Genomic DNA, 12843 nt, shown 5'->3' with positions numbered 1-12843 from the left:
TTAGACGCCGAAAACATGAAGTTTGTAAAGCAAACTCCTCACTTAGATCCCACGAAATAACTTCCTGAAATACCTTACTCCTCAGACAAAAACACATATGGACACATATGGAGTCAAAATTCGATTATCCAGAGGCTCAGCCCTATCTGAGATATTAAGTCCCTAAACCCCCCTGGGACTTTTGAACTCTGCACCATACAAACCTTTTTTTGTTTATTCCAGTGATTCTGTATTGATACATTGTATTCTTATTGGCACTTGATATCTTGCGTAACCATGTAATTTATAAATATACTTATATGCCTATCGAAAAGGAAGATATTTTTTTACTTCCATTATTTTTTACTTATTTTTAAGACTATTGGTGCAAAATTGTAAAACTCTTTGTTAGCTTAAAATAGGGCTTTGCAAATAGTGGTAGCTATGAAAATGCAGATCAACGGAAAAGCTGTAGAAGCATGTGGAGGAGAAGTTTTCGGGATTAAAAATCCTGCAACAGGAGAACTTATCGAACAGGTCCCCCATGGTACAGAAGAGGACGTGGTTTTTGCGGTAGAAGCGGCATCATCCGCCTTTGCAAGCTGGGCTTCCTCATCTCCGCAGCAGAGAGCAGGAGTTCTTTACAGGGCTGCAGAAATTGCCCGGCAGAGGAAAGATCAGCTTGCTTTCCTGCTGACACAGGAACAGGGAAAGCCCCTTGTTGAAGCCCGAAATGAAATCGAAGGTTTTGCCCATGTTCTTGAATATTACTGCGGGCTTGCAGGTAACCTGAAAGGGGACTTTATTCCGGTCCCGGGAAACGGGTATGCTTTTACCTTAAAAAAACCTCTAGGAGTCTGTGCAGCCATAATTCCATGGAACATGCCTGCCCTGATTATGGGTTGGAAAATCGCCCCGGGGTTGATTTCCGGAAATACTCTGGTACTGAAGCCGGCAAGTAACACCCCTCTTACAAACCTGACTCTTGCTTCCATCTTTGGGGAAGCCGGGCTGCCGGCAGGTGTGCTGAATGTGGTAACAGGTCCCGGGGAGATCGTAGGGGAAAGCCTTGTTCGCAGTCCCGAGGTAAGAAAAATTTCTTTTACTGGAGAAGCCAGAACCGGAAAAAGAGTAGCTGAACTTGCAGCCTGCGGAATGAAAAGGGTTACTCTGGAGCTGGGAGGAAGCGACCCCATGCTTGTGTGTGACGATGCTGACCTTGAAAGTGCCGCTGCCGGAGCCCTGAGAGGGAGGTTTTACAACTGCGGCCAGACATGTACCGCTGTCAAGAGGCTGTATGTTTTCGAATCCGTAGCCGAAGAGTTCATAAAAAAGCTTGAAGCAGGAATAAAGAACTTAAAGCTCGGAAACGGGCTGGACAAAAATACCAGTATGGGCCCTCTTAACAACCGCACCCAGTGGGAATACGTAAAAGAGCTTGTAGCCGAAATTAAGGAAAAAGATACAGGAAAGATAATTACCGGAGGGAAAGTACCTGAATTTAAAGATTCCGAGAAAGGGTACTTCTTTGAACCCACCCTTGTTTCAGATGTCCCCGGAGATTCCAGGCTTTTAAGAGAAGAAGTTTTTGGACCTTTACTCCCCGTGGTGACCGTAAAAGGCCTTGATGAAGCAATAGGAAAAGCAAACAATACCTGTTACGGACTTGGGGCATCCATCTGGACAAAAAATATAGACAGGGCACGGGCAGGATGTGAACAGTTGAATGCAGGGATCATATGGATTAACCAGCACCTGAAGATAGCTCCCGAAGTTCCTTTCGGAGGAGTTAAGGAAAGCGGGTTCGGACGAGAAAACGGACCAGAAGCCCTCTCCGAATATCTGGAAACAAAAACCATAATGCTGAAAACCTGAATGCTAAAACGTGTTTGAAAATAGGAAAATAAAGATCTTCAGTGAGCCTTCATAAACCGGCTCACCGAATTCCTTTAGGTAAACCGAAGTCGGTCAAAATGAAGTCCGGTCTTTTCAACTTATTTTTTGTACTTGGGAAGAAGCTGCATAAATTCGGAAGCTTCCATCACCGGGACACTGTCAATCACACAGATGTCGGACCAGGGCAAGTTGAAGGCTCCGTAAGCCTCAGCGCTTTCTGCTTCGTAAAGGATATAATAGCGGTTTCCGGAAAGGTCAACCCACTGGTTGATAATATCAATTCCATCTGGAATTTCCAGTTTCTTGAAGTGTTCAAGGATCTTGTCACGATTCGAAGGGTCCCAGGTACTAACGTCCATGAATAACATCTTTTACCACTCCTTTTACTCTGTTATGCCGCCCATACCCCTGCCCGGAAACTCAGGTATCCCCTATTCAGCATCCGGGTTCTTATTTGAGAGCCTTAATGGAAAACATCCGTTCTCCTCTGCCAGTCCCTTTACAGGCATGACCTGTATGCCCCCAAAAATCGATTTGCGGCAGAAATTCAGAACATTTTTTAAGTGATCCTGTCTCCCCCATCTGCCCCTCTCAAATCCCCTTGAGTGACAAATCCGGCAAGACAGAGCCAGGCAGAAAGAATTTCTGCAGGCATAAACAGAACAATATTATCCCTTAGGCTATATAATAGTTCGTCCTGAGCAGGGACGGGAACAAAAAGGAAAGGAACAAAGCTCCCCGGATGAAACCACAACTTCCTTATAGAACTATAGTCGGTTTCTTTCCAGGCCCCTACCTTCATACCTGTGCCCGAGAGATTTCTTAACTCACTTTTTCCGGAATTTTATTCGCCTGTGTTTTTGTCAGCAGGTCTGCGGATTCAAACCCGGCTTTTACCGAACCGTTCAGACTCCTTTCCGGATAATTGGTTGAAGAGAACATACCTGCAAGATAAAGCCCGGAAGGACCTGCAGTAAAAGGAAGCACATTTTTAAGATAGCCCTGCTCGTATACGGGGGCGGTATCGATTCTGCGGTAGAGCTTCGTCCAGCAAACCCCTGTTCTTGAAAATCCGGGAAACATTTTTTCAAGTCCTTTAAGGTAAGAATCAAGGACATTTTCTTCCTTTTGCACCCAGAGAGCACTTTTTTTATCCTGAAAATAAGCCGTCACATAGACCAGGTGTTCCCCATAGTCTTCAAAAGGCATATAATTGGTGTGCTCAATTACGGCTCCAAAAGGCACATCGGCTTTTATATTCATCCAGTAATTCCCGTCTTCCATAAGCGGCCTGTCAAGCCCGATCAAAGCGCATGCAGTTCCCTGATAATGAATATTTTTTAAAGAATCATGCAGGAGTTCCAGTTTTCCCCCGGTGATCGCATCCAGTACCTTGGGTTCCACAGTCGAAATAACCGCATCGCAGGCTATAAACTCCCCGCCCACCAACACCCCCTGTACGGCGTTGTTTTTAATCACAATTTTCGTTACTTCCTTATTTGTCCGGATCTCTCCCCCGTTTGCAGTTATTTCCCCTTCCAGGGCTTCCAGAAGAGCGTTAAAGCCCCCTCTCATATACCCCAGTTTCTCCCCTTCTTTTCCCCTGTCCGACCTTATTTTTACCCTCCCGATTAACCAGGCGGCGGAAACGTTTTCGGCGTTGTCTCCGAATTTACTTTTCATAAGGGGGGCAAAAAAGTTTTCATATACCGACTTTCCCGCAGTATCGAGAATCCAGTCCTTTGCTTTTATCTGGTCATAGGGCACCGTGTCTTTTATCAGTCTGATCCTTAAGACCAGCAGGCCAAGTTTTGCCAGGTCAAGAATGGATAGAGGGCTAAAGTGTAAGATCTCAAGAGGGGTGTTCATGGGATAATTTTTCCCATCCACGAAATAGGCATCTTTTGCTTCCAGCCACAGCATCTTCTTTTCAAGCCCGAGTTCCCTTATGAGGGCAAGAAGTTCCGAATCGGTCCTGAATATATGGTGGTAGTACCTTTCAATAAAGTATTTTTTCCCGGATTGTTCCAGACAGTAACTTGCTGCCATCCCCCCGATGTCCGGATCTTTTTCAAAAACGGTTACTTCGTTAGATTTACATAGCCTGTAACCTGCGGATAAACCTGCAAGTCCGCTTCCGATTATTACTGTCTTCATGGATACTTTTTCCCTCTATTCATTAATTTTTAAGCTAATTTTTGAGAATTGGACTTTAAAACCCTCTGTAATTTCCACATGGAAAAACAGATAGATTCCAAATCTTTTTTAACAGGAAAAGGTCTTGTAGATCTATAAAAATTACAAAAAACCCCTGTGCATATCGATATGTCTAACCGCTATATATACGTTAAACTCATTTATATTATAGCGCGTTACATACCGGGTGCAGAGCTATCGGGTTACAAAAAGACGAGGGTCAGGGTTTGTACTACGATCGGGAAATTAGCTCGGTTCTTGAAGAGCTGAAAACGTCAGAGGAAGGATTGAGCTCCGAAGAAGCGGAAAAAAGGCTGGAAGAGTATGGGAAAAACGAACTTAAAGAAAAAGAAAAAGTCTCGGTCTTGCGGCTCTTTCTATCACAATTCAAAAGCATTTTAATTTTTATCCTGATAGTTGCTTCCATTGTTTCGGCTTTACTCGGGGAAACCATTGACTCAGTGGTGATTTTGTTTACTGTTTTTCTTGCCGGAGTTCTTGGTTTTGTACAGGAGTACAGAGCTGAAAAAGCAATTGAACTCCTTAAATCCCTGACGTCTCCCGAAGCAGCCATAATAAGAAACGGAACTGAAAAAAAGATCCCATCAACAGAACTGGTCCCAGGGGACATAATTCTGCTTCAGACAGGAGACCGCATCCCTGCCGATGCCAGGATAATTAAAGAATTCAACCTTAAAGTTGACGAGTCCTCGCTCACCGGGGAGTCCGTGCCTGTACAGAAGATTACCGATGCTCTGCCTGCAGAAACTTCCGAAGCTGACAGGAAGAACATGGCTTATGCAGGAACTGCAGTTGCCTATGGAAGAGGCAGAGCTGTTGTCACGGCAACAGGCATGAAAACCGCTTTTGGAGAACTTGCCGGACTTCTCGGGACAATAGAACGGTCCAGAACTCCTCTACAGGAAAGCCTTGATAAATTCGGCAGATGGATTGGCGGGGCAACTCTTGTAATTGTAGCTTTTGTTGCAGTGCTGGGAGTCTTTTCCGGCTTCCCCCCTCTGGACATGTTTCTCTGGGGCGTTGCGCTGGCAGTTGCCGCCATCCCTGAAGCCCTTCCTGCGGTTGTGACAGTGGGCCTCGGGCTTGGAGTAAGGCGTATGGTCAAAAGACATGCCCTTGTGAGAAAACTTCCTTCGGTAGAAACGCTCGGAGCTACGGATGTAATCTGCTCTGACAAGACAGGCACGCTTACACAGAACAAAATGACAGTTGAAAAGATATATATTAACGCGCAGAACTTCAAAGTAACGGGAAACGGGTATAATCCCGAGGGAAAATTTCTAAAAGAAGATTCGGGTAAAGAAGACCCGGAGGTATCTGAAGATGATATACATCTTCGGACTCTTTTGCTTGGGGCTGCCCTTTGCAACGATTCAAACCTTCATAAAGAAGAAGACGCATGGAAAATTACAGGAGACCCGACCGAAGCAGCTCTTGTAGTCGCAGCGGCAAAAGCCGGGTTTAAAAACTCCGAAATTGAACGAAAATACCCGCGGCTTGCAGAAATACCCTTTTCTTCCGAAAGTAAGAGAATGACAACCTTCAACAGACTGGAAGACGGTCCCGGCAGCTTTCTTGATTCCGAACTTGTGGCTTTTTCGAAAGGAGCCCCGGAGGTAATCCTTGCCTCCTGTACGAAGATTTTACTTGACGGTGAAATAAAAGCTCTAGACCAGGAACAGATACATGAGATCTCCGAGAAGGTTAAAGAACTTGCTGATCAGGCCTTGAGGGTCATGGCTCTTTCTTTCCGCCCGCTTGAAGAGGGTTTCTCTCCCGAAAAAGTTCCTTCCGGGGAAATCCCTGCAGAAGAAATTGAAAAGGACATGGTCTTTTCAGGGCTAATGGGTATGAGAGATCCCCCGAGAGAAGAAGTGAAAATTGCAATCAAAACCTGTGAGGATGCAGGCATCAAGACTGTAATGATAACAGGGGATCATAAGGTCACAGCGGCTGCAATTGCAAGAGAACTCGGGATTTTAAAGGAAAACGACCTTACTCTTACGGGATCGGAACTTGACAGCCTTGACGAAACCGAGTTTGAGAAGAGAGTTGAAAAGGTTTCGGTTTATGCACGGGTATACCCTACTCATAAACTGAGGGTGGTAGAAGCTCTCAAGAAGAAAGGCTATGTTGTGGCAATGACCGGGGACGGAGTTAATGATGCGCCTGCCCTGAAAGCTGCGGATATGGGCATAGCAATGGGCATTACGGGCACTGATGTCAGCAAAGAAGCTTCCAGCATGATCCTGACAGATGATAATTTTGCGTCCATTGTCTCGGCAGTTGAAGAAGGACGAAATATATTTAAAAACATCAAAAACTTCATCACCTACGGACTTACGGCTCATATCGGAGAGGTCCTGATCGTCCTCACAGCAATTCTGGGCTGGCAGATCCTGCCTTTGATTGCCGTACAGATCCTCTGGATCAACCTGATTACGGACGGCCTTCCTCCTATGGCCCTTTCTGTTGAACCTCCTGACAGGGGACTTATGAGGCAGAAACCAAGGGATGTTGAAGAAGGACTTATCACCCGCCGTGAAATTGCTGCCGGGCTCGGGATTGGAGGGCTTATTGCCACTCAGGCCCTGATAGTTTTAGTCTGGGCTCTGAACAGCGGTTTTCCTCTCCCGAAACTGCAGACCATGATCTTCACACTTGTAGTCTTTTCAGAAATGTTCAACGCTTTCAACTGGCGTTCTGACAGGTACTCGATTTTTTCTCTCGGGCTCTTTACAAATAAAGCTCTGATCTATGCTATCCTGACCACAGTGATCCTGCAGTTGCTGGTGGTTTACACCCCCTTCCTTCAGTTTGCTTTCAGGACAGTTCCCCTTTCCCTTTCCGAGCTGGGGATCATAACGGCTTTAGCTTCCACCACCCTGATCTCAATGGAGATTGTAAAGTACCTGAACGCGAGAAGGCATTACTGACCGGAATGTTACCTGAGTTCATCCGGTTCTCGGCCTTAAACAGGATAGCCCATTTTCCGATGAAAATCGTCATTCATTTACCCCATCTGCCCCCGTTCAGGATTTAAACCGTCATGCTCCGATCCCATCTTCGGTTTTGTTTTTTCTCTCACTTTGAATCGCAAACTTCAAAAGCGGAGGTGAAACCAGAATGGATAGTATTACCATAAAAACCATCGCGGAGAAGACTTCCAGTCCGATGATCCCCGCGCTCCTGCCTATGCTCAGCACCACAAGTTCTATCCCTGCTCTCGGCATGACCCCTATCCCGAAGATAAGGCTTTCATAAAAATCGAACCCTATGGCTTTTGACCCTATGAACCCTCCTATCAATTTTCCTGACAGGGCCAGGAGGACAACCAGGGGGACAAAAATACCTGCATTTACCAGGTCTTGAAGGTCAATTGAAAAACCTATAAAAGCAAAGAAAAGAGGGATCAGGATCCCGTCAGCCAGCCCTTCTACTTTGCTCTGTACATCCTGAATTTTGGCAAGAGGAATTTCCGAAATTAAGACCCCTCCGATAAATGCCCCTATTGTTGCATGAAGGTCGAAAAACTCTGCAAGGTAGGCAGAAAAAAGAGCTACCATAACCACAACGGAAAATACTGCTTCTTTTTCGTGCATTTTCTGGGCATAAACAAAAATCCTGGGGAAAAAGTACTTTCCAAGGATGTACATGATCAGCAGAAAGAGCAGGATTTTTCCTGCAATTGTAAGAACGCCCGAAACCGAAGGCACAAGGTTAAAACGGGTAAAAGTGATCAGGATCGAAAGTAGCGATATCCCTATGATATCGTCAAGGATTGCCGAGAAGAGCATTATTGTCCCGGGCTTGCTGGAAAGATAGTTCAGGTCTATAAGAGTACTGAGCACTGTTCCTATGCTTGTCGGACTGAAAGCAACTGCTATAAAGAAGCTTTGAAGAAAACTGAAATTAAAGAGTTCTCCAAGCATGAAACCAAAAACAAAAGCAAAAATTATCTGAGAAAACGTAGGAACAAAAGCAACTAATGCTGCGGGTTTCAGTTCCCTCAAGCTCACTTCTTTATATCCTGCAGTGAAAAGCAGGAAAATAGCCCCGAGCTGAGCAAAGAAAGCGATTACTTCGGTTTCTACGTCAAGAAAAAGTACTCCAAGTAAGATACCTGCAAGAATCTCCCCCATGACTGCAGGAAAACCCGCCCTTTCTGACGTTTCTCCCAGAATTTTCACACTGAAAATAAGAAACAGTATCTGAAACAGAGCACTCACTGCTGTTAGTCCCCCACTTTACTTCCGGTTCTTAGCCCGAACTCACTTCTTTCCGGATATCGTTCTCAGAACTTATCGGATTTAGCCCCGGATTCAGCCCCCTGCCTCATCTTTTCCTTTTTCATCTCCTATTTTCATCTCCTATTTTCATCTTATATTTTAACGCTTGATTCTTTGTTACCTGATTCTTTGTTACCTTATATTTCCCTCTTTTTCCCCTATCTTCACCTTTTTTCTTCTCCTGCAAATCTCTTTTACGAGATCTTTCTTGGAGATAATTCCTACCAGTTTTCCATTATTGCTGACGCAGACGCGGTCAAACCTGTGCTTCATCATCAGATCCGAAGCGTCTTTGAGTGTAGCGTCAAGAGAAATTGTTACCGGATGCGTGATCATTATATCTCTGGCTTTGCCACCAAGAGACCTTATAGCCGTAAGAGGGGTATGTTTTGATCTGGGAACCAGGCACAGGAGCAAAATTTCGAGAACAATATCAAGATCAATAATCCCCACTAGCTCATTATTCTCATTCACTACGGGAAAAGTATGGTAGGGGAATTTTCCAAAAAGCGAAAAGACTTCTTCCAGAGGAGCGTCTTCTTTTATTGTAACAACATCTCTGGTCATGATGTCTTCAATTGTCATCCAGAGGCAACTCTCAAATTTCTCGCCTTCCTGCTCTGATGGCATAAAGTCTTCCAGAAACTCTTCTAAAGTATCGGACAGGCCTTCTTCTTTTTCCGGAACCTTTCCCGACTGCCCTTCATTTATATTTCCTTTTTCTTCTCCCTCTTTATCGCTGCTTCCTTGAGAGAAGGCTCTTCCTGCAAGATTATTTGTTAGAGAGAATATTTTACCCATAAATAGCTCCATTTAAGAATTCTCCCCTTTTTACATATTATTTGCGTTCTCCGGTATTTTTTTACATTTTTCCGGTTCTTTCCCCTGTATTTCTCCATTTTCCGATTGACCGGGAAAATCCGTTGATTTATTCCGAATCCAGAAATGGGGCTCTCAGATATTCCCCCCGCCCCGCATGGGAGGCGGAACCATCCCTCCATCCGGATAAAAAACAACCCGAAAATCAGTACTGCAACCAGGAGAAATTTTCCGAAGAAATGTCCGCCGGCTGAAAGAATACTTTCCCTAAACCCGGGAACGTATTTCAACTCACAGAAAAAGAGATGTGGAAACGAGAATCGGAATTTATCCGCTCGCTTCAAGTTTCTTCTTATAATAGAGGGTGAAATCCCTCCCCGGGCGCAGGGTAAAGTTATAAGAGGAATACTCTTCTGCAGAGATTTCCCTGTACATATCATAGGATGAGGGCACAATAATAGCCTCGTATTTACTGCTTGAGGGAGGCTTGGAAGTATACCCCGCTTTTTCGTAGTCCCGCAGGTACCAGGGAAGGGGCCAGTACAGTTTATTTGGGTCAACCACGTAAAGCCTCAGGGTTTCAGGCCTTCGGTCGAATACCTCTATCTTTTCCATAAGCTCCCGGATATCCGGAGAGGCCTGTGTATATGTCATCAGCTCTGCAGGGTCCATACTCCTGTAGTAATTTACCGAGACGCATTGGCCAAGAGAGATCAGCAGGGAAAGAGCCAGGATTCCTGCAGTTAAATTGAGAGCCTTTCGAGAGTGTTTTTTCCGAAAAGAGGTTGACCCTGTCAGAGGACTCCGATCTCCTTTGAAAAACGCCTGTTCTTCCGGAAGTTCCTGTTCCTGTGGAATCGATTCGGGCTTCCGGGGAAATGTTTCTCCCAGATAGGCTCCTGCCAGGATCCCGAAGGGCAGGACGATATGTACAATTAGCCAGGGGACTTTTTCCTGAAGATAAGAATAGAGCAGCAGGCTGCTAAAGGCCCAGTAGCAGAGGAAAAAGAAAAATGAAGCATTCTCCCTTTTACTTTTTGGGAAATAGGAAAAACCTGCCAGCCCGAAGATTACTATCGGAAGCTCGTACCTCAGGAGAATCGGGATATAATAGTAAAAGGGGCCTCCTATCCTCTCCATCCTGTGCATTGCCATCCAGTGATTAAAAGCCCTTTCTACGATTGAAAAAAGGGAAATCTCGTTCCTGAAAAGGCTGGTATAAAAAAACATTATAATGAAAATGGCAACGGCTCCCGAGAGAAAAATTTCAGGGAGGAAGGGTAAAAGAGTCGAAACTTTGCGGAGGAGGGTCTTTTGCAAACTCTGTTTTTCCCTCTTCCAGCCGGAATAAATCCAGTATAGTAAGCCCATCCCGGCATAAGCTCCGAATATAAGTATGATTACATAGGCATTTTCCTTTGCAGTCACGGCAAGGGCAAGGGACGACGCTGTAAGGAGCAGGTACGGGAAACGCCTTAAGCTGTGGACATTGTCGAGATAGCGGAAAGCGCCCACAACAGCTGCCAGGGTGCAGAAGACAATAATCATATCGTTTCTGAAGAACCTTGAAAAGTACACCATACTTGGAGAAAATGCAAGCAGAAACATCGACCAGAGCACTCCGCTCTTTCCCAGTTCTTTTTTCAGCAAAAAGAGCAGCAGAATAGTTGCCACTCCGAAAAAGACCGGGATCAGGCGAGCTGTTGCATCGGTTATTCCCAGAAAGTGAAAGACGGCTGCAGTCGAATGGTAGAGAAAGGGGCCGTGATAGGCAGGATTATAACTGTACTCACCCTGTTCTAGCAATTTGAGGGTGAAACTGCTGTGTATGCTCTCATCATGGTGGAAAACCCTCTCTCCAAGCTCAAAGAGCCTGAGGGCCAGGGCAAAAAAAACGATCAAAAGCCCAAGAAGCCTGTACTTTGTATCGGAGAGTACAAATGAATTTACGGATAGCCTCGATGAATTTATGAGGTTATTCGAGTTATGATATGGAATTTTCTTCATTTTTTCCCAAACCTTCCGGTGATGGCTGCTCCTTATTGGGCATAGGTATATTTAAGGGGTAGGATGAAATAGTCTTTCTCATGGCTGAAGTAAAAGTGAAGTTATTTGCAAATCTGCGTGAGGCAGCAGGCACCCCGGAGCTCCTGCTTTCCGGAGAAAAGATTATTGACATCCTATTATCCCTTACAGACAAATATCCCGTGTTAAAAGAACTTATTTTTGAGAAAGGAGGGGAAAAATGTAAGGACCCGGTACTTTGCGGTTCAATTAATATTCTGATTAACGGAAACAATGTCCGGCATCTGGAAGGACTTGAGACCTTCCTTACAGATTCGGATGAGATCGGAATTCTTCCTCCCGTTTCCGGGGGATAATTTTTCAGGGGGCAGGAGTATGGGCAGAATTTTTAAAGAACGAACTGCCGTTAATGAAGCTTTAAGGCTTTTCCTTGAAAACATCTCTCCTCTCAGGCATGCAGAAGAGGTTCCCCTCGAAGCTTGTGAAGGTAGGGTACTTGCAGAAACCATCGTTTCCGGGAGGAATGTCCCTCATTACAGGCGCGCTGCAATGGACGGATATGCTGTCAAAGCATTGGATACTACCGGAGCTTCTCCTGTAAATCCTGTACTCTTACAGCTTTCGGATAGCGTAATGGAAGGAACCTCGCTGTGGGTTCATACCGGGGCCGTCCTGCCGGAAGGTGCCGATGCAGTTGTAGTAGTTGAAGATACCGTTACAACAGGAAACATGGTTGAAATCAGAGCTCAGGTACACCCGGGGAGAAATGTCGGGCAGGTCGGAGAGGACATAAAAAAAGAAGATCTGGTTTTTGAGGACGGGCACCTCCTTCGCCCCTGTGACGCTGCAGTACTTGCATCTCTGGGACTGGAAAGGATAAAGGTTTTCCGAAAACCGGTGGTTGCAGTTATCCCCACAGGAGACGAGCTGATAAGCCGGGGGAAAGCAGGAGAAGTCCCTCCGCCGGGAATGGTGCTCGAGACAAACGGGCTTATGACTATCCTTTATGTGGAGAAATGGGGTGGAATTTCAAGATATACAGGTATCGTGCCTGACCGCCCCGAGAGCATAAAAGAAGCTATAGAAGCAAATCTGGATGCCGATATGATCCTCATCTCAGGCGGAACTTCGGTTGGTAAAAGGGATCATGCTCCCGAAGTTGTTGAATCCCTGGGAAAACTGCTTGTGCACGGGGTCGGCGTTAGTCCTGGAAAGCCTGTAGCCCTTGGGGTTATAGATGAGACTCCTGTAGTTTGCCTGCCAGGATATCCGGTTGCCGGGCTTGTTGCCCTGTACTTTTTTGTCCGCCATGGAATCCGGAAGCTGGGTTCTATACCGGAAATGCCGGAACTTGTCCTTAAAAAACGCCTGGCTGCAAAAATAAGTTCGAAAACCGGATATGTCACTTTCACCCGCGTAGTTTTTGAAGGGGACATGATACGCCCCCTTACGGGAAAGGCAGGCGTCCTGAGTTCGGTTGCGAAGGCTGACGGTTACGTACTCGTGCCTGAGAACCTGGAAGGCTATGAGGCAGGACAGGAAGTGGACGTCTTCCTTATTGAGTGAAATAATAATCAATAAGCTGGTGCGTAAACGGGAGCGGTTAGCTCTTTCAATT

At 45.6% G+C, this 12843-nt stretch carries 10 protein-coding genes; 4 read left to right on the top strand and 6 right to left on the bottom strand.

The window, feature by feature from the left end; all coding sequences use genetic code 11:
* Positions 1 to 423 precede the first annotated feature (423 nt).
* Positions 424 to 1854 (top strand): aldehyde dehydrogenase family protein, encoded by a 1431-nt coding sequence (locus tag MSSIT_RS18835; protein WP_231590023.1) that lies wholly within the window; start codon positions 424 to 426, stop codon positions 1852 to 1854.
* Positions 1855 to 1973: 119 nt separating this feature from the next.
* Here the strand turns inward: MSSIT_RS18835 and MSSIT_RS18830 are convergent, their stop codons facing one another.
* The 3 genes from MSSIT_RS18830 to MSSIT_RS18815 form a co-directional block, all read right to left on the bottom strand.
* Positions 1974 to 2243, bottom strand: a complete 270-nt coding sequence (locus MSSIT_RS18830) for a DUF3303 domain-containing protein (RefSeq protein WP_048065897.1) — start codon at positions 2241 to 2243, stop codon at positions 1974 to 1976.
* A 191-nt stretch (positions 2244 to 2434) separates the two neighbouring features.
* Complete coding sequence (locus MSSIT_RS18820; protein WP_048173988.1) at positions 2435 to 2677, bottom strand: hypothetical protein; 243 nt, start codon at positions 2675 to 2677, stop codon at positions 2435 to 2437.
* A gap of 20 nt (positions 2678 to 2697) precedes the next feature.
* Complete coding sequence (locus MSSIT_RS18815) at positions 2698 to 4032, bottom strand: NAD(P)/FAD-dependent oxidoreductase (protein ID WP_048173987.1); 1335 nt, start codon at positions 4030 to 4032, stop codon at positions 2698 to 2700.
* Between the two features lie 266 nt (positions 4033 to 4298).
* Here MSSIT_RS18815 and MSSIT_RS18810 point away from each other — a divergent pair, with 266 nt between their 5' ends.
* Positions 4299 to 7028 (top strand): calcium-translocating P-type ATPase, SERCA-type, encoded by a 2730-nt coding sequence (locus MSSIT_RS18810; protein WP_048173986.1) that lies wholly within the window; start codon positions 4299 to 4301, stop codon positions 7026 to 7028.
* A gap of 111 nt (positions 7029 to 7139) precedes the next feature.
* Here the strand turns inward: MSSIT_RS18810 and MSSIT_RS18805 are convergent, their stop codons facing one another.
* The 3 genes from MSSIT_RS18805 to MSSIT_RS18790 all read right to left on the bottom strand — a co-directional run bounded on the left by MSSIT_RS18805 (position 7140) and on the right by MSSIT_RS18790 (position 11207).
* Positions 7140 to 8321 (bottom strand): cation:proton antiporter, encoded by a 1182-nt coding sequence (locus tag MSSIT_RS18805; protein WP_048173985.1) that lies wholly within the window; start codon positions 8319 to 8321, stop codon positions 7140 to 7142.
* A gap of 192 nt (positions 8322 to 8513) precedes the next feature.
* Positions 8514 to 9182: a CBS domain-containing protein gene (locus MSSIT_RS18800; RefSeq protein WP_231590020.1), complete on the bottom strand. Its 669-nt coding sequence runs from the start codon at positions 9180 to 9182 to the stop codon at positions 8514 to 8516.
* Between the two features lie 345 nt (positions 9183 to 9527).
* Complete coding sequence (locus MSSIT_RS18790) at positions 9528 to 11207, bottom strand: flippase activity-associated protein Agl23 (protein ID WP_048173982.1); 1680 nt, start codon at positions 11205 to 11207, stop codon at positions 9528 to 9530.
* A gap of 80 nt (positions 11208 to 11287) precedes the next feature.
* Between MSSIT_RS18790 and MSSIT_RS18785 the strand changes: the two genes are divergently transcribed.
* Entirely contained in the window at positions 11288 to 11581 is a 294-nt protein-coding gene (locus MSSIT_RS18785) for a ubiquitin-like small modifier protein 1 (protein ID WP_048173981.1), read from the top strand.
* 19 nt (positions 11582 to 11600) lie between these two features.
* Entirely contained in the window at positions 11601 to 12791 is a 1191-nt protein-coding gene (locus tag MSSIT_RS18780) for a molybdopterin molybdotransferase MoeA (RefSeq protein WP_048173980.1), read from the top strand.
* Positions 12792 to 12843 lie beyond the last annotated feature (52 nt).

It is taken from the genome of Methanosarcina siciliae T4/M, from assembly GCF_000970085.1.
Lineage (GTDB): Archaea > Halobacteriota > Methanosarcinia > Methanosarcinales > Methanosarcinaceae > Methanosarcina > Methanosarcina siciliae.
The sequence above is the reverse complement of the archived record's forward strand: the minus strand, read 5'-3'. Positions and strand labels throughout refer to the sequence as shown.

What these genes read in the sequence shown, in the direction of transcription:
- MSSIT_RS18835 (WP_231590023.1), top strand. Translation starts at nt 424, where the DNA reads ATGAAAATGCAGATCAACGGAAAAGCTGTAGAAGCATGTGGAGGAGAA.
- MSSIT_RS18830 (WP_048065897.1), bottom strand. Translation starts at nt 2,243, where the DNA reads ATGTTATTCATGGACGTTAGTACCTGGGACCCTTCGAATCGTGACAAG.
- MSSIT_RS18820 (WP_048173988.1), bottom strand. Translation starts at nt 2,677, where the DNA reads ATGAAGGTAGGGGCCTGGAAAGAAACCGACTATAGTTCTATAAGGAAG.
- MSSIT_RS18815 (WP_048173987.1), bottom strand. Translation starts at nt 4,032, where the DNA reads ATGAAGACAGTAATAATCGGAAGCGGACTTGCAGGTTTATCCGCAGGT.
- MSSIT_RS18800 (WP_231590020.1), bottom strand. Translation starts at nt 9,182, where the DNA reads ATGGGTAAAATATTCTCTCTAACAAATAATCTTGCAGGAAGAGCCTTC.
- MSSIT_RS18790 (WP_048173982.1), bottom strand. Translation starts at nt 11,207, where the DNA reads ATGAAGAAAATTCCATATCATAACTCGAATAACCTCATAAATTCATCG.
- MSSIT_RS18785 (WP_048173981.1), top strand. Translation starts at nt 11,288, where the DNA reads ATGGCTGAAGTAAAAGTGAAGTTATTTGCAAATCTGCGTGAGGCAGCA.
- MSSIT_RS18780 (WP_048173980.1), top strand. Translation starts at nt 11,601, where the DNA reads ATGGGCAGAATTTTTAAAGAACGAACTGCCGTTAATGAAGCTTTAAGG.